At 62.1% G+C, this 17,002-nt stretch carries 10 protein-coding genes and 1 pseudogene; 5 read left to right on the top strand and 6 right to left on the bottom strand.

Features of this window, described 5'->3' with window-relative positions; genetic code table 11:
* Positions 1–9: 9 nt before the first annotated feature.
* The gene (locus IHE30_RS01720; RefSeq protein ID WP_443193569.1) at positions 10–1,029 is read right to left on the bottom strand and encodes a sulfate ABC transporter substrate-binding protein; all 1,020 of its coding nucleotides are present in this window, start codon (positions 1,027–1,029) and stop codon (positions 10–12) included.
* Positions 1,030–1,313: 284 nt separating this feature from the next.
* Here IHE30_RS01720 and hemN point away from each other — a divergent pair, with 284 nt between their 5' ends.
* A complete protein-coding gene (gene hemN, locus IHE30_RS01725) occupies positions 1,314–2,705 on the top strand; it encodes an oxygen-independent coproporphyrinogen III oxidase (RefSeq protein WP_337688302.1) in 1,392 nt (463 codons plus the stop codon).
* 124 nt (positions 2,706–2,829) lie between these two features.
* Here the strand turns inward: hemN and IHE30_RS01730 are convergent, their stop codons facing one another.
* The 3 genes from IHE30_RS01730 to IHE30_RS01740 form a co-directional block, all read right to left on the bottom strand.
* Positions 2,830–4,503: a Na+/H+ antiporter gene (locus tag IHE30_RS01730; RefSeq protein ID WP_337688304.1), complete on the bottom strand. Its 1,674-nt coding sequence runs from the start codon at positions 4,501–4,503 to the stop codon at positions 2,830–2,832.
* A 626-nt stretch (positions 4,504–5,129) separates the two neighbouring features.
* Positions 5,130–8,759 (bottom strand): indolepyruvate ferredoxin oxidoreductase family protein, encoded by a 3,630-nt coding sequence (locus tag IHE30_RS01735; RefSeq protein WP_337688306.1) that lies wholly within the window; start codon positions 8,757–8,759, stop codon positions 5,130–5,132.
* Between the two features lie 198 nt (positions 8,760–8,957).
* Positions 8,958–9,191 (bottom strand): hypothetical protein, encoded by a 234-nt coding sequence (locus tag IHE30_RS01740; protein WP_337688308.1) that lies wholly within the window; start codon positions 9,189–9,191, stop codon positions 8,958–8,960.
* A 314-nt stretch (positions 9,192–9,505) separates the two neighbouring features.
* On the opposite strand from IHE30_RS01740, the gene IHE30_RS01745 reads away from it, so the two are divergent.
* Positions 9,506–11,257 carry a peptidoglycan D,D-transpeptidase FtsI family protein gene (locus tag IHE30_RS01745; RefSeq protein WP_337688309.1) on the top strand — a complete coding sequence of 584 codons (1,752 nt, stop codon included), beginning with the start codon at positions 9,506–9,508 and terminating at the stop codon, positions 11,255–11,257.
* A gap of 557 nt (positions 11,258–11,814) precedes the next feature.
* Here the strand turns inward: IHE30_RS01745 and IHE30_RS01750 are convergent.
* The gene (locus IHE30_RS01750) at positions 11,815–12,831 is read right to left on the bottom strand and encodes a bile acid:sodium symporter family protein (RefSeq protein ID WP_337688310.1); all 1,017 of its coding nucleotides are present in this window, start codon (positions 12,829–12,831) and stop codon (positions 11,815–11,817) included.
* 265 nt (positions 12,832–13,096) lie between these two features.
* Between IHE30_RS01750 and IHE30_RS01755 the strand changes: the two genes are divergently transcribed.
* Both IHE30_RS01755 and IHE30_RS01760 read left to right on the top strand, forming a co-directional pair.
* The gene (locus IHE30_RS01755; protein WP_337688312.1) at positions 13,097–13,783 is read left to right on the top strand and encodes a hypothetical protein; all 687 of its coding nucleotides are present in this window, start codon (positions 13,097–13,099) and stop codon (positions 13,781–13,783) included.
* A gap of 93 nt (positions 13,784–13,876) precedes the next feature.
* On the top strand, positions 13,877–14,911 hold the full coding sequence (locus IHE30_RS01760) for a LysR family transcriptional regulator (protein ID WP_337688314.1): 1,035 nt from the start codon (positions 13,877–13,879) through the stop codon (positions 14,909–14,911).
* Here IHE30_RS01760 and IHE30_RS01765 read toward each other — a convergent pair.
* The gene (locus IHE30_RS01765) at positions 14,868–15,827 is read right to left on the bottom strand and encodes an NAD(P)H-dependent flavin oxidoreductase (protein WP_337688316.1); all 960 of its coding nucleotides are present in this window, start codon (positions 15,825–15,827) and stop codon (positions 14,868–14,870) included. The two genes, IHE30_RS01760 and IHE30_RS01765, sit on opposite strands and share 44 nt — an antisense overlap.
* Positions 15,828–16,097: 270 nt before the next feature.
* Between IHE30_RS01765 and IHE30_RS01770 the strand changes: the two are divergent.
* Positions 16,098–16,749, top strand: a pseudogene (locus IHE30_RS01770) (alpha/beta fold hydrolase).
* Positions 16,750–17,002 lie beyond the last annotated feature (253 nt).

Below are 17,002 nucleotides of genomic sequence, written 5' to 3' on the forward strand. Positions count from 1 at the left end.
GTGCGGCCACTATCGACGCTTTTTCGGGGCTATTTCGTCAAGCGTTCCGCCGTCGATAAAATGTGTTTGCTCGGCTTTAGCCCAGCCACCGAATACCTGCTCGACAGTAAACGTCTTAATTTCCGGAAACTTCGCTGAATGCATAGCTAATATTGTCGCGTCGCGTGGTCGAAAATTGTGATTGGCGATGATTTGCTGCGCCTCAGGCGACCATAGGTAATTGAGGTACGCTTGGGCTTGCTTACGCGTGCTGCGCTCATCGACGACTTTGTCCACTAGGGCAACCGGCGGCTCCACAAGCAAGCTTATCGACGGATAGACCGCTTCATAGTTCTCTCCCCCCTCGCCACCTATGACAGAAGCCACTTCATTCTCGAATGTCACGAGCACGTCGCCGATACCCTGCTGCGTGAACGTCATCGTTGCGCCTCGACCTCCAGTATCAAACGTGGGCGTATCGGCCACGATCGCTTTCACAAATTTCTTCGCTTGAGCGTCATTGCTTCCCCGTTGCAGTTTGTAGCCCCACGCAGCCAGATAGGTATAGCGGCCGTTACCCGATGTCTTGGGATCCACCATAATGACCTGAATACCCGGCCGCGCGAGGTCGTCCCAGTCCCGAATCTTTTTCGGATTACCTTTGCGTACAACGAACACCACCGTGGTCGAATAAGGGCTGCTTAAATCCGGCAGCCGCGTACGCCAGTTTTCAGGCAACAGCTTCCCACGCTGAGCGAGCAAATCGATATCCGTTGGGTAGTTCATCGTTACGATATCGGCCTGCCGCCCGTATAGCACGGATAGCGCCTGGGAAGTCGAGGCACCGTGCAACTGCCGGATCGATATGGCGTTACCCGGGCTCTTCGCGTAGCTGGCGACGAAGCTTGCGTTGATGTCCTCATAGAGTTCACGCGTAACGTCATATGACACATTCAGCAGCGACTCGTTGGCACGCACGCCTCCCGTAACCGCCAGCGCTAACACCCAGCATGCTGCCATTACAAGCCATTTTGCAGGGTGACTCTCCATCCCCTTTCCCCGGTCTAAAAATCACATTGTAACCACCCCCCTTCAGGCGCAGGGCAGCCGAAGACCATAGCGCTTGTTGCGCCCACGCTGTCTAGCAACGCACGTTCCGGTAGGGCATGCCGTCAGCACAGAATGGGGACACATCATGTCGAGATCAGTTTGATTTGACTTCTGTCAATGGGCCAAACCGCTGGCACTGGCATACTCGTATGTGGACCGGAGCTTGCTGCCGCTGCCTGGCTCCGGAGCCAGGCACAGCGCACCCGCACAAGGATATCAACCGTATGACGACCACCCGCGACCTGTTCGATGCCGAATTAATCGGCCGCTACGCGCTCGACGGCCCCCGCTACACGTCCTATCCGAGCGCGGCGTTGTTCAATTCATCGCTGGACGTCGATGCATACCAGGGCGCCATCCAACGGTCCAATGCGCACAGCGGGGACTTATCGCTGTACGTACATATTCCATTTTGCGACACCGTTTGTTTTTACTGCGGCTGCAATAAGGTCATCACAAAAAACCGCAGCCGAGCCGACAGCTACGTCGAAGCACTGGGCCAGGAACTTGCGCTGCAATCGACGCTGTTCGGCCAAGGCCGGCGGATACGCCAATTGCATTGGGGGGGCGGCACCCCAACGTTCCTGTGCCGGCCTCAGACCATGCAGTTGATGAACTGGATCGGCGAGCATTTCACGCTCACGCCGAATGGGGACGACGTCGAGTATTCCATCGAGATTGATCCTCGCGCGATCGACGATTCGACGATCGCGGTGCTGCGTGAACTAGGCTTCAATCGTCTGAGCCTAGGCGTCCAGGATGTCGATCCGCTCGTGCAGCAGGCAGTCAACCGGATCCAGCCACGCGAAATGACAGCCGACGCGATCCGCCAGGCACGCGAGAGTGGCTACAAATCGATCAGCGTCGATCTAATCTATGGGTTGCCGCACCAGACGGTATTGAGCTATGCACGCACGCTCGACACCATCATTGACCTCGCGCCGGACCGACTGTCGGTGTTCGCCTATTCCCACCTGCCGCATCTGTTCAAGATGCAGCGTCAGATCGAATCGAACGCGCTGCCATCGCCCGCGCAGCGGCTGGCGATCCTGCAATTAGTGATCGAACGGCTTAGCGACGCTGGCTACGTCTATATCGGGATGGATCATTTTGCCCGGCCGGACGACGAACTGGCGATCGCGCAACGCAACGGTACGCTGCACCGCAATTTTCAAGGCTACAGCACCCACGCTGACTGCGACGTATTGGGTATCGGCGCGTCATCGATTGGCCGCATCAACGATGTCTACGCGCAAAACGAAAAGGATGTTGAGCGCTACGAGACTAGGGTGCGGCGCGGCGAGCTGCCGCTTTCTCGCGGCTGGCGGCTAAGCGCCGATGATCAACTGCGACGGGATGTGATAGGGCAATTGATGTGCGCATTCTCCGTGCGCTTCGCGCAAATCGAGGCGACGTACGGCATACGCTTCTCGTCGTATTTCGAGCAGGAACTGGAGCGCTTGCGTACCCTACAAGCCGACGGGCTGGTGTCGGTGGACGACGAGGGCATCATCGTGCCAATGCGCGGCCGGCTGCTGATTCGCAACATCTGCATGACGTTCGACCGTTATGTGGGGACCTCCAGCATCGCGGTGCAGTACTCAAAGACAGTTTAAATGCCGCCGGGCGTCGGCGTGGACACGATACTGCAGTTGGAACGCCGGCAGCTGGGTACGCTACCTGCCAACGTTGTTTAGTTGTTGCTTACTTGTCGTTGCTTGTCGTGATTCACGCCCGCCATCATAGCCGTCGCTTACCGGCGCGCGTGGACAGCGCCGTCTCGGACAGATCGATCTCGCGAACCAACTTGTTCAGCGTCACGTCGTTGATCCGATTGGCCCCGCGCAACCGCACCAGCGCCATGCGCTCCGCACGCATCGCGGCAAACCGCATCTGCACCTCCACGCTCTCGGTGAGTCGCGCCTGCTGCCGTTGCGCTTGCTCCTCGCCCAACCTGGCCTTGCGATGCCGGTATGCGTCGCACAGGCGCGCCGCCACGTCGCCGGCAACCGCTGCGCGTGCGGTGTCCTCGCCGGCGCTCAGTGACGTCAACTCGCCGTCGATTGCGCGAATCGCCGCGTCGGCGGCTGCCATGCGCGCGTCGCGCTCCTCTTGCGCGTGCGGATCAACGCCGCGCCGTACACCGCTCGTGAGCAGTGGCAGCCCGATCAGGCCAATGGCGAGCGATGCCAGTATCACGCTCGACGCAATGAACACCGCGAGATCCCGGGCAGGCAGCGGCGTGCCGTCCGGCAACGCGATTGGCAATGACAGCACGCCGGCCAGCGTGATCGCACCGCGCACGCCGGCCACGGTTGTCAGCGCGACGACCCGCAGGCCCGGCACCGCGCCCTTGACACCTTGCCGGGACGCGCGGCGGCTAGCGAGCCAGCGCAGCAACCAGACCCAGACGAAGCGCAACGCATACAGCACGACGATCACTGCAGCGAGCTGGCTGAGCAACGTCCAAAAGTCTGCCGCGCCGCTTCGATGCGCGTCGATCAACGCCGGCGCGATCAGGTGCGGGAACTGCATGCCGAGCAGCGTAAATACGACGCCGTTAAAAACAAATTCGATCAGCGACCATGCGCTTTGCGTACGCACCCGTATGTCCAGCGGACCCATGTGCGCGATTGGCGCATAGTTCATTGCCATTCCCGCAGCCACCGCGGACAGGATGCCGGACAATCCCAGGTGTTCGGCGAACAAATACGCGGCAAACGGTATCAGTAGCGTGATCAGTGCGCCGGCCGCCGGGTCACCGTCGCCGGGCAACTGCGACAGGCGGCTAGACACAAAGCTGACCACCCATGCAATGGCCGCGCCGACCAGCAGCCCGCCAGCGGCGATCAGCACAAAACCGATCGTGGCGTCACGCAGCGAAAACACGCCCGTGACCGCCGCGGCGACCGCGAACTTGAACGCGACCAACCCTGACGCGTCGTTCATCAACGCCTCGCCTTCGAGAATATGCATCAGGTGGGGTGGGATGCGTCCGGGGCCGGCAATGCCACTGAGCGCGACTGCATCGGTCGGCGACAGTACGGCGGCCAGCGCGAAGGCCACCGGCAGCGGCATCTGCGGGATCATCCAATGGATGAAGTAGCCCAGACCAGCGACGGTGAAAAGCACCAGGAACAGCGCCAACATGAGGATCGCGCGGCGTTGCATGAAAAATTCGCGCTTCGGGATCCGCCATCCATCGGCAAAAAGCAGCGGCGGAATGACCAGCAGCATAAAGATCTCGGGATCCAGCCGCAGCTGCGGCGCCAGACCCAGCGGCGCAAAGGCAAGCGCCGCGCCGACGAGGATTTGAATCAGTGGCATTGGCAGCGGGACGCGTACCAACCGGTCAATTAGCCCCGACACCGCGACGGCCAACAGCAGAATGAAAATATTAAAAACGATTTGCATGCGCAGAATGATCTGAACCGAAGATACATAGTTTGCGTAACGGCCCCCGGTTTCGCGCGCACCGTACTAGTGCGCGCGAAACCGGGCACGGCGCGCCGTTGCGGTGTCCATTGCGGCCGGTAAGCGTCACCGGACAAGCATGGAACTGGCCTAGCCGTCCGACGATGCTCCGAAAGCCGAGTGCTTACCGACGCTGCATCATGACATTCCATTCGACGCCTGCCCAGTCATCGGCACCCGATACGGGCGGGCCTCTGTCTGACGGTTCGGGTCTGGCCCCGCGCCATCCGTGCACCGCCATCCGTGCACCGCCATCCGTGCACCGCCATCCGTGCACCGCCATCCGTGCACCGCCATCCGTGCACCGCCATCCGTGCACCGCCATCCGTGCACCGCCATCCGTGCACCGCCATCCGTGCACCGCCATCCGTGCACCGCCATCCGTGCACCGCCATCCGCGCACCACCGCACCACCGACCGCCGCACACCGCATTACTCACCAGTCTGCGCCGCGCACGCATTCCCAGCGCCCCGCATCGTGCGGGAGGCCCCGAACCAACGCGCGAACGAACCGATCCGCAAGTCGACGCGCCACTAGGACAGCAGCTACGCCTGCGGCTGGCCGATCAGCGCGCCACCACCGGTATGCCACGCAACGCGCCGGTCGCGGGTGCCTGCTCGAGCGCGGCCCGCACCGCCACGCCGGTCACCGGCTCAATGCCAAGCCGCCGCGCGAGCGCGCGCTCGCGGGCCTTGGCTGCCACCACGCTGGCGAGCTTGACCGGTCCATAGCCGCGCACTTGCTGCATGACTTCGGCCAGCCGTACCGCGTCGGACAACGTATCGGGCGAAAGCGCGCCAAGCAGCGCATCGATGCTGCACGCATAGTCCAACGCGAGTTGCCGCTCCATGCGCCTTTCCAGCGTCCTGCCGAACGGATCCAGCGGCGTGCCACGCACCCCCTTGAGCCGAGCCAGTACACCGAGCACAGGCCACATCCATTGACCAAGGCGCACCTTCTTCGGCCGCCGCCCAGGGGCCGCGTGCGCGAGTACCGGGGGCGCCATATTGAACTCGATACGGAAATCGCGCCCCGCCACACCGTCGAATTGCGCCTGCAGCGCCTGCCGGAATGTGCCATCGCTATAGAGGCGCGCGACCTCGTATTCGTCTTTGACGGCCAGCAGCTTGAAGAAGGTCGTCGCCACCGCGCGTGTCAACGGTTCGCTGCGGCGCCCGGCTGCCGCGCCGCCGGGTGCCAAGCGCCGCTCCGCATCGCGCACCTTGTCGAGCAGCGCGCTAAAGCGCGCGACGTACCGCGTCCCACCATAGGCGAGCAGCCGAGCCCGGCGATCGGCGATCACCGCGTCCACGTCAGTGGCCACATCGGGCGTCACCGAGAACGGTAGCGCCAAAGCCTCGGCACGCGGCGCATGAAGTGCGTCGAGCGCCGCCGCATCTTCGGCGGCCACCCGACCGAGCGAGAATGCCAACTTGTTCGCGCTGACCGCGACGTTGTTCAACTCGATCGCGCGCAGCAGCGCATCGAGTGACACCGGCACGAGGCCACGCTGCCACGCATAGCCAAGCATCAGGATATTGGAGCCGATCGTGTCGCCAAGAAATCGTTGCGCGAACGCCTGCGCATCGCAGGTCTCGAGTCGCTCGTCACCTGCTGCGTGGCGCATTTTATCGAGCAACGCTGGCGCGTGAAGGTCCGCATCGGGATTACCGACAAATGAAGCGGTTGGGATAGGATGGGTGTTGACGAGGATGCGGGTACGGCCGTGCCGGACCGTTTGCAGTGCGTCGGCGCCCGCGCCAACGACCATGTCGCAAGCCAGCAGCAAGTCGGCCTGCTGCGTATCGATACGCACTTGGTTTAGCAACGCATCGGTCGCGGCAAGCCGCACGAACGACAACACCGCGCCACCTTTTTGCGCAAACCCCATGAAATTGAGCATGGATGCACTCTTGCACTCCAGGTGCGCAGCCATCGAGATCAGCGCACCCGCGGTGACCACGCCCGTGCCGCCCACGCCGGTCACCAGGATGTCATACGGTGCATCGCCCAATGGCGTCGCCGGCAGCGGCAGCCGCGCTATCACCGCGGATAGTGCATCGACGTCCAAGGCGGCGCCGGCCGACTGCTTCAGCTTCGCACCACGCACGGTCACAAAGCTCGGGCAGAAGCCGTTTACACACGAGTAGTCCTTGTTGCACGATGATTGCTCAATGCGGCGCTTGCGCCCCAACGATGTCTCCAGCGGCTCAACGGACAAGCAGTTGGACTGCACGCCGCAATCGCCGCATCCCTCGCACACCGCCTCGTTGATGAACAGGCGCTGATCCGGATCAGGAAACTTGCCCTTCTTACGACGACGACGCTTCTCGGCGGCACAGGTCTGGTCGTAGATCAACACGGTGACACCGGACGTATCGCGCAGGCGACGCTGCACCTCATCGAGCTGCGCGCGGGGATGAAACGTGGTGCCACGCGGAAACAGTCCCTCTTGTCCCTGGTATTTCTGCGGCTCATCGCTGACCACGACGAGCGCCGCAATGCCCTCGGCCTCAAGCTGCCGCGCGATCTGCGGCACGGAGATACTGCCGTCCACGGGTTGCCCGCCAGTCATCGCGACCGCATCGTTGTACAGAATCTTGTACGTGATATTCGTGCGCGCCGCCACCGCCTGGCGAATCGCCAGCAAGCCGGAATGGAAATACGTGCCATCGCCCAAATTCTGGAATACGTGCGGCGTCTTTGTAAACATCGAGTGCGAGACCCAATCCACCCCCTCACCGCCCATCTGGATCAGTCCGATCGTATCCCGCTGCATCCACGATGCCATGAAGTGGCAGCCAATGCCCGCCTGCGCGATCGATCCCTCCGGCACGCGAGTCGACGTATTATGTGGACAGCCGGAACAAAAATACGGCAGCCGGCGCACCGCATCGGCCTCGTTTGACAGGGTCTGCGGCGCGACCAGTTCGGCCACCCGCTCGCGGCGGTCCAGCGCCGGCTTGTGGCGTGCCAGCCAATCGGCGAGCACCGGCAGCACACGCGACGGACGCAACTCGCCGAGCGCCGACAGCAAGGGCCGCCCCTGCGCATCGTGCTTGCCGATCACCACGGGCCGCGCATCGGCGCGACGGTTGAACAAGTCATCCTTGATCTGCTGCTCGACGACCGGTCCCTTTTCCTCGATCACGAGTACTTCGGACAGCCCGCTGACGAGGGCGTCGATACGGGTCATCTCGAGCGGGAACGACAAGCCGACTTTGTAAATGCGAACACCAGCGGCGTCCAGATCCTGCACCGTAAGCTCGAGCCGCCGCAAGGCTTCCAGCAGGTCCAGGTGTGCTTTGCCACACGTGACGATGCCCACGTTCGCATACGTGCTGCGCGCCACCCACTTGTCGATGCTGTTGACACGCGCAAAATGTCTGACCGCGTCAAGCTTGTCCGCCATGCGCACCTCGATGGCCAGGCTCGGCAGATCCGGCCAGCGGTTGTGTAGTCCGTGCGGTGGACCGACATAATCGGCCGGTGCGGACCATTCGGTTTGCAACGCGTCCAGGTTGACGGTCGAGCCCGATTCGACCGTCTCGGAAATCGCCTTGAAGCCGACCCAGTTTCCCGAAAACCGCGACAGTGCCCAGCCGTACAAGCCGAACTCGAGCATGTCGGCGACATTCGCCGGATTGACGATCGGCATCTGCCACGCGATCATCGTAAAGTCACTCTGGTGCGGCATTGACGAGGACACGCAGCCGTGATCGTCGCCGGCCACCACCAGCACACCGCCGTGCGGCGATGAGCCATACGCATTGCCGTGCTTGAGCGCGTCGCCGGCGCGATCCAAGCCTGGGCCCTTGCCGTACCACATCGCGAACACGCCGTCGACGGTGCGCTGCGGGTCGGCCTCCACGCGCTGCGTGCCCAGTACCGCAGTGCCGCCGAGTTCTTCGTTGACGGCCGGCAGGAAGCGAATGCCACCCGCATCGAGATAGGGCTTCGCCTTCCACAATTGCTGGTCCACCATGCCCAGCGGCGAGCCGCGATAGCCACTGATGAACCCTGCCGTATTGAGCCCTCGTGCCTTGTCCAGCGTGCTTTGCATCAACGCAAGCCGCACCAGCGCCTGCGTCCCGGTGAGAAAGACGCGGCCGCTGGTGGCACGCAGATTGTCCGACAACTGGTAGGTGGACAGTAGCGGAGCCTGTGCTCCGAACGGAAAGCGATCGACGCCCATAGTTGTCTCCTATGTCATTTTGGGTACCCAGGAGGGCCTCGCGGCGGATACCAGCAGGCGCGCCGCCCGAGGGGGGACGCGAGGCGTTTGGCGATACACCATTTTTCCGCAGAGACGCAGGAAGATTTTTGCGAAGATCAGTGCCCGCACAGCGCTTGTGCGTTGGATTTGCCACGAAACACCCAAGTACGAGCTAATTTACCTGCTCTGCGCAAAAAGATTGATCAGCAGCACGATGCGCCCGTCATTGCTGTCGCCCCATACCTCGAACAGGAACGTATCGCCCCTTAGCAGAAACTTGTTGTCGTGCAGCCGGCAACGCGCACGGATCCGCGTTGAGCACAGCCGCTGGCGTGCCGTTTCAATGCCGCGGCATCGAGCGCACCCATCGAGCGATTCAATCACCGTGCAGAATGACCCCAAGCGGTCCATAGTGCGCTGCAATAGGCGTGCTTGGCACAAGTCACGGGAACGATGCGGACAATCCGTCCGGCGACGCGCGCCCGATGCCGGATAGCGTCGGACAACATCTGGTTTGTGGCGGATTAGTACAACATAGGCCGTCGCCATGCTCGTGAAGGGCAACCGTCAGCCATGTGTAGGTTCGCGGGCAAATATTCACGCATCCGATCGTCGTTTAGACATATCGGACGACACGCAAATTCTGGACGATGCACGCTTGCCAGCGAAAGGAGATTGAAAGCAAAATACACGTCAACCGCCGCTTCGGAACGCCGTACCCCGCCATGTCGCTTTGGAATAAAAGGTTGTTGCGTGATCCTTATGCACCGTTAAAAAGCCCCCTGCTCGCGGTCCGCATGCCACGCTGGCGCTCCAGGCTGGTCTTGGCGTTGATGATCGTTGGCTTCGGTGCATTGGCCTTACGCGCGCTGTGGGTACAGGTCATCGACCGGGATTTCTATACTGCCCAAGGCCAGAAGCGCTATCAGCTCACGTTGCCGCTGGATGCGACACGCGGGCGCATCGTCGATCGGCATGGTGCATTGCTCGCCGTTAGCGTGGCGACCTACGAGATCTGGGCCACACCCGGGCTGGTCAAGCCGCAGACGGTAGCACCACTGGCCAAGCTGCTGGACATGCCGGTGGCCGAGCTCGAGCGCCGGCTCGCGCCGCATCGTGGCTTCGTGCTGCTCAAGCGCCAGATCGACGAGGAAACCGCAACCCGCATCGAGACGCTCGGCGGCGCGGGCATCACGCGCGTGGCCAGCGAAAAGCGCGTCTATCCGGAAGGTGAATCGGTCGCGCAGATCGTGGGCTTCACCGACCTGGAGAACAACGGGTTGGAAGGCGTCGAGCTTGCACTGAACGACGCGCTCAAGGGCAATGCTGGCCAACGTGAGGTGGTCCGCGACCGGCTCGGGCGGTTCCTGTACGACGCGCGCCCCATCACGCCGGCCCGGCATGGCGACACAATCCGGTTGACGATCGACCGCCGTATCCAGCAGCTGGCGTATACGCAGCTTGAAGCCGCGATCAAGCAACACCAAGCCAAGGCGGGCAGCGTCGTGGTGCTCGATGCGCGCGGCGGCGAGATCCTGGCGATGGCAAACTGGCCGACCTTCGATCCAAATGATCGGGCGGCCCGGGTGTCGGGCCAGGTCCGCAACCGCGCCCTGACCGACACGTTCGAGCCGGGCTCGACGATCAAGCCGATGATCGTTGCGCTGGCACTGGACGCGGGCAAGGTGCGCCCCGATACGCTAATCGATACGTCCCCCGGTACCTATCGGATCGGGCGCAACGTCATCCACGACACGTCGAACCACGGCATGATCACCGTCGCACAGGCGATTCAGAAGTCCAGTAACGTCGCCATGGCGAAACTGGCGCTGTCGCTGCCGGCCGAGACGATCTGGTCCAAATACCAGGAATACGGCTTCGGCCATCCGCCTGCCATCACGTTCCCCGGCGCCGCTCCGGGCAAGCTGCGTCCGTACAAGCACTGGGTCCCGGTCGACCAAGCCACGCATGCGTACGGATATGGACTGTCGATGTCACTGATGCAGGTTGCCCAGGCCTACACCGCGTTTGCTGGCGACGGCGTGATGAAGCCGGCCAAGCTAGTGATCAGGGACGAGCCGGACAAGGCCGCTGGTCATCGCGCCGTGACGACGCCCGACACGGCGGCCTCGATCCGCGCGATGCTGGAGATGGCGGTCGGCCCCGGCGGCACCGCACGCGCCGCGATGATCGAGAGCTACCGCGCCGGCGGCAAGACGGGTACCGTGCGCAAGCTCGCCGGCACCAGCTATGCGAAGGACAAGTATCGCGCACTGTTCGTCGGCATGGCGCCGATGAGCGATCCGCGTGTCATCGTCGCGGTGATGATCGACGAACCGGCAGGCCGTTCGTTCTATGGCGGCTCGGTCGCCGGACCGGTGTTCGCCGCGGTGACTGGCGAATCGCTGCAAATGCTCGGCGTGCCACCGGACGCCACGCCGCTGCTGACGAGCACGTCAAACGACGCCAGCGCTTAGCCACGCGCCGTGACGGGTATGCGCACTTTTCGTGACGGCGCGCACGGCTCTCGTCGGTGGCTAATCCGAGGTCACGGCCGTTTTCCATGGTCACAAAGCGATCGGCCAGATCGCTACATCCTTTGCCCTCGACGCTGTGCCAGCCTAGCGTGTGCCGTTGCGCGCCGGATCAACCCGTTCACCTCACAGGTCGGCCAATTGCGAGCCAGCCCCCATCGTCGCTTCAACGTCAGCTAAGTTTTTGAATCGACGTCTTCCGCAACCCGTTCAATCGGCCGGTGATTGACGGTCACCGCGAATCAAAAGCGTTTAAAGCCATGATTCCATTGCGGCCGCACGGCGGTCACGCAAACGCGCGATTAGCCCACTGCACTGCTGCCCGGCAGTAGACCGATATGCCGGGAAACCCCGTCCAGCTTGATTCTCCGGCGAGCGTTAATGGACTAATATGCGTGAATTGCCAAAGGGGATTACCCGTTCGCGGGGGCAGGAAAATGTCCGCCAATGTGCCGGACCAGGCGGGCAGGGGACGACGCGAGGTGACGGCGCCCCGTTGACTAACGCTCTTCGCGCGGTTTCAACGACGCACAAACGGTTGGGTCGTGCCGGCGGGGCGCGCGTGCGCCCCAACGTTGCGCGAGCACCGCGCAAGTCATCAGTTGGATCTGATGAAATAACATCAACGGCAACACGATCGCGCCCAGCGCGTGACCGGCGAAAATGACCTTGGCCATTGGAATACCGGCCGCGAGGCTTTTTTTCGAGCCGCAGAAAATAATGGTAATCCGGTCCTCCTCATCAAAGCCGAGCCGTCGGGCAGCAAAGCCGGTGATCAGCAACGCGAGCGCGAGCAACAGCATGCACGAGCACAACAGTGCGAGCAACGCCGATAGCGAAATCTGGTGCCATAGCCCCTGATTGACCGCCTCGCTGAATGCGGTATAGACAACGAGCAGGATCGAGCCTTGGTCGACCAGCTTCAGCACCACGGCATGACGAGCAATCCAGCGGCCGATCCAGGGCCGCAGCAATTGGCCTGCGACGAATGGCACCAGCAATTGCAGCACGATATTGAACACGGTGTGCCACGACTCACCGCCCGCGGCTTGCTTGGACAGGATCATCCCAACAATCAACGGCGTGACGAAGATACCGAGCAGGCTGGAAGCCGACGCGCTGCACACCGCGGCCGGCACGTTGCCCTTGGCGATCGACGTGAAGGCGATCGAGGACTGGACTGTCGAAGGCAATGTACACAGGAACAACATGCCGACATACAGTTCCGGCGTCAACAGCGGTGCGATCAGCGGTCTAAGCGCAAGCCCAAGCAACGGAAATATGGCGAACGTGCATAGCATCACGACCAGATGCAACCGCCAATGAGTCGCGCCAGCGACGACCGCCTCACGTGACAGCTTCGCGCCGTGCAGGAAGAACAGCAACCCGACGGCACCATTCGTGAGCCAGTTAAACGCCAGCGCTGCGCCGCCGCGACACGGCAAGAAAGTCGCGATCGTCACCGTCGTGACCAGCGCGAGAGTGAAGTTGTCGGGTAGTAGTTTGGATCGGGCCATGGTCATCTCGGCGCCATGCGGCGTCATCGCTACGGGCACCGCCTGCGGCCCTTTCAGGCCACGAGCACGCCCACGTGGAGAAAGCACCTATTGTCGGCGCCCGATCATCTAATCAACAAATTCATTTTTATCTTATTTTCATGCAGTGCTTTCATCAATACCGGCGCGCCTTCCGGTCGTTACATGCGGTTACAACACGGCAGCTTACCTAACATTTTTCGGCTCGACACGCGGATGCCACGTGAATAGATTAGCTCGATAACCGTTGCAATCATCGACTTTCATGCTGCTGCGTGGCGACCGTACGTTTTCGTTGCTAAGCGTGTCCGCCGTCGCAATCGGGACGGTGATCGCGCTCGGGCTAGTGACCGGGGCGCTCGCGCCGAGCCGCGAAGGAAGGCAGTCATTCGTTTTGGCGCTGCGGCTACCCGGCTTCACGCCGCAGGATACGCGTCCGACGGGCGATAACGCCGGGACTTCGGTCCGTGCCCACAACGCCGCGTCCGGGGCCCTGCCGGCGCGGGACGCTACCGACGCCGGCAGGGCGCCTATTGATCCGCGGGGCCCACGCGCGCTGGCCGGTGCGCAGCCCATGCAGGCCGAGATGTCCGGTTCGACAGCACAGTCGGTTGCAGCGACGCGTGGGCAAGATGGCAGGATCGAGTTCGGCAAGTCAGTGCAGCCGTTCGTCGCACCCGGCGCCGTGCAGCGCGAAATGACCGTGTGGATTAGCGCACCGACACCGCAGTTGCACCCACTGAGCCCAATCGTGCCGGTTTCGGTTGAGATGCGTGTGACTTCCCGGCCCAATATAGCGCGCAGCGCGGTGCACGCCGGCTCGCTTCGGGCGGATATCACCCGGTACAATGCGGAGCATCGCCATGTGCCGCCGGCACGGCACGCGCCGCCGTATGTTCCACCCCCTCACGACGCCTGGCCCTACGTGCATTGACGCCATTGCCGCGTCGGTAAAATATAAAATAGCGTACATTATTTCCTGACACGAACGAATAAAGCGCCGGCCACGGTGTCAGTGCACGAAATCATGGATACGCTGGTCAGCATGAAGGTATTTCGCCACGTCGTCGAAGCTGGCAGCTTTGCAACAGCAGCTGAGCGCATGCACCTGTCACCCGCGATGGCCAGCAAGCACGTGATGCACCTTGAAGCACACTTGGGCGCACGGTTGCTGAACCGCACCACGCGCCGTATCAGCCTCACTGAAGCCGGGCGCGACTATTACGAGCGATGCGTGCAGGCACTCACCGAGCTAGAGGAGGCCGAGCAAGCCGTCAGTGAAGCGAGCGTGGTGCCCAAGGGCACGCTGCGGATCAACGCGCTATCGACGTTCGGCAATCGGTACCTGATGCCAGCCATTGCCGAGTACACGCGCCAGCACCCTGGCGTGCAGGTGGACATCACCATGAGCGACCGCGTCGTCGACCTAGTCGAAGAAGGCTACGACCTAGCCATCCGCGGCTCGCGCTCGGCCAAGCTGCGGAGCTCATCGTTGATCGCACGCCAGATTGCCCGCGCGTATTTCGTCATCTGCGCGTCGCCTGACTACCTGCGTCGGCACGGTGTGCCACAGGTGCCAGAGGATCTGCGTGCACACAACTGCCTGCGTCTAGCCGCCCATGGCGCGCACACGCGCGAGTGGCCGCTGGGCAACGCCGAAAACGGCAGCGGCGTGACCACCCGCGGCAATATCGTGGCCAACGACATCGAGGCACTGCGCGCCGCAGCCATAGCTGGCGCCGGCATCGCCTATTTAGGCACCGATTGCGTGCACGATGACCTGGAAAACGGCACGCTGGTGCCACTACTGCTCGAGCACGTAGGGCCGCGCGAGTTGCCGATCTTCGTGGTCTATCCGAGCCGGCGCCACTTGTCAGCAAAAGTTCGCTCGTTCGTTGACTTCATCGCCGAGCGCTTCGCTGGCGACGCGTACTGGCCGACCCGCGAACATGTGACGAGGCTGGCCGCACGCGATGCCGCCACCTGCCAGCAGGCCGGCGGGGACACGACGAGCCGCGCTACAACGCAAGCCTCGCGCGGGCGGCTTGGTACTCGTCCTTGAGCCGCGCGACAAGTTCGGCCACGCTTAAAATATCGTCCATCAGGCCAACCCCTTGGCCGGCGCCCCAGATGTCCTTCCATGCCTTAGCCTTGCTGCTGCCATCGCCAAAGTTCATCTGACTCTTATCAGACACCGGCAAGTTGTCTGGGTCTAGGCCAGCCGCCGCGATGCTCTGCCGCAGGTAGTTGCCATGCACGCCGGTGAACAAGTTCGTGTAGATGATATCCGCCGCGCTGGCCTGTACGATGGCCTGCTTATACGCGTCCGCTGCATGCGCTTCGCGCGTGGCAATGAAGCGCGTGCCGATGTACGCCAGATCCGCGCCCATTGCCTGAGCGGCGAGAATGGACGCGCCATTGGCAATCGATCCGGACAAGACCAGCGGCCCATCGAACAGCTTGCGCACTTCACCGACCAGCGCGAACGGCGACAGCGTGCCCGCGTGCCCGCCGGCGCCGGCCGCGACCAGGATCAAGCCGTCGACGCCCGCCTCCAGCGCTTTTTGCGCATGACGCAGATTGACCACGTCGTGCAGCACGATGCCGCCGTATGAATGGACCGCGTCGATCATCTCCTTAATCGGCGCGCGCAGACTGGTAATGAGGATCGGCACCTGATGATCGACGCACACGCGCACGTCGCACGCCAGACGAGCGTTGGACTGATGCACGATTTGATTGACTGCGATCGGGCCGATCACCGCGTTCGGGTGCTCGGCACGGTGCTGCATCAGCGCCTGCTGAATTTGCGTGAGCCATTCGTCAAGCAATTCCGGCGGCCGCGCATTGAGCGCGGGAAAGGATCCGACGATGCCCGCCTTGCACTGCGCGAGCACCAGTTCCGGGTAGCTAACGATGAACATCGGCGACGATATAACCGGCAGCGACAAACGCTGCAGTAACAGGGGCAAGGCCATGCTGGATGTCTCCTGAAGCCGGGGTGACCGAACGACCGTTCTATTATATGGGGCGATTAATAGAAATTTCCTCTAAAGCGTTGTCCATTCGTTCTTGCTTAACTGAGAGAGTATTCGGTTTCGATGCAATTGCGTGATTCAAGCCAATAAAGAATATAGCGTGCTCCTACAATACGCCCTTCACTGATCGCCCCCGAGGGGACCATGACGCGTGCGACCGAATCGATCGCTGGGTTTCGCCACTTAAGTGTGCACGTCGCCGACACGGCGATGGGGCGCTTCGACATCAAAATTTTCGCTGCACTGGGTGGCGACGGGCCGCTGCTGTTGCTGCATGGTCATCCCCAGGCGCATCGCAACTGATATGGCATCGCATCGCGTCGCAACTGGCGGAGCGGTTCACCGTGATTGCCGCTGATTTGCGCGGATAGGGTGCGTCGTCGAAGCCGGCTGCCGACGATTTGCAACACGTGCTTTATGCCAAGCGAACAATGGCGGCCGACCTCGTGCAGGTGATGCACGAACTCGGCCATGAACGCTTCTTCCTCTGCGCCCATGATCAGGGCGCGCGCGTCGCACATCGGATGGCGCTGGACCACCCTGGCACAGTGGAACGGCTGATGCTATTAGACATCGCGCCGTGCACGCGATGTGCGAGGACTATCGTGCGTCGGCCGGCATCGACTTGCTGCACGAGCGCATCGAACTCGAGCGGGGCAACAGGCTTGCCTGCCCATTGCGCGTGCTGGGGGGCGAGCATGGCGTGCTCGCGCAGTGCTTCAATCCGCTGGCGGAATGGCGCCGCGTCGCCCGCGACGTCAGCGGCCGAGCGCTGCCGTGCGGCCACTACATTCCGGAGGAGGCACCGCAAGCACTATTGGAGGAAATCGATGCTTTTTTCGATTACCAGCAACCGGCGTGAAATCGACAATAGAGCGACTGATTTTCTCTTTGAGTAAACCATTGCACCACACGCCATTCAATTCACGAATTAGTATCCCAAAAAACGAAATTCGCGTACCCGTAGCACTTAAATAACACGGTTATCCGAAATTCATGCCGACATGATCTGTAGGGAAAATACCAATTTTACGAAGTTGATACATCGGATAACATCCTTGCGACGCTGATCACGTCGTACGATATTCCGCCGTTCGCCGCTCTCGAACGGCTTT

The organism is Mycetohabitans sp. B46 (assembly GCF_037389205.1).
GTDB lineage: Bacteria > Pseudomonadota > Gammaproteobacteria > Burkholderiales > Burkholderiaceae > Mycetohabitans.

What these genes read in the sequence shown, in the direction of transcription:
- IHE30_RS01735 (WP_337688306.1), bottom strand. Translation starts at nt 8,759, where the DNA reads ATGGGCGTCGATCGCTTTCCGTTCGGAGCACAGGCTCCGCTACTGTCC.
- IHE30_RS01760 (WP_337688314.1), top strand. Translation starts at nt 13,877, where the DNA reads ATGGATACGCTGGTCAGCATGAAGGTATTTCGCCACGTCGTCGAAGCT.
- IHE30_RS01750 (WP_337688310.1), bottom strand. Translation starts at nt 12,831, where the DNA reads ATGGCCCGATCCAAACTACTACCCGACAACTTCACTCTCGCGCTGGTC.
- IHE30_RS01730 (WP_337688304.1), bottom strand. Translation starts at nt 4,503, where the DNA reads ATGCAAATCGTTTTTAATATTTTCATTCTGCTGTTGGCCGTCGCGGTG.
- hemN (WP_337688302.1), top strand. Translation starts at nt 1,314, where the DNA reads ATGACGACCACCCGCGACCTGTTCGATGCCGAATTAATCGGCCGCTAC.
- IHE30_RS01765 (WP_337688316.1), bottom strand. Translation starts at nt 15,827, where the DNA reads ATGGCCTTGCCCCTGTTACTGCAGCGTTTGTCGCTGCCGGTTATATCG.
- IHE30_RS01740 (WP_337688308.1), bottom strand. Translation starts at nt 9,191, where the DNA reads ATGGACCGCTTGGGGTCATTCTGCACGGTGATTGAATCGCTCGATGGG.
- IHE30_RS01720 (WP_443193569.1), bottom strand. Translation starts at nt 1,029, where the DNA reads ATGGAGAGTCACCCTGCAAAATGGCTTGTAATGGCAGCATGCTGGGTG.
- IHE30_RS01745 (WP_337688309.1), top strand. Translation starts at nt 9,506, where the DNA reads ATGTCGCTTTGGAATAAAAGGTTGTTGCGTGATCCTTATGCACCGTTA.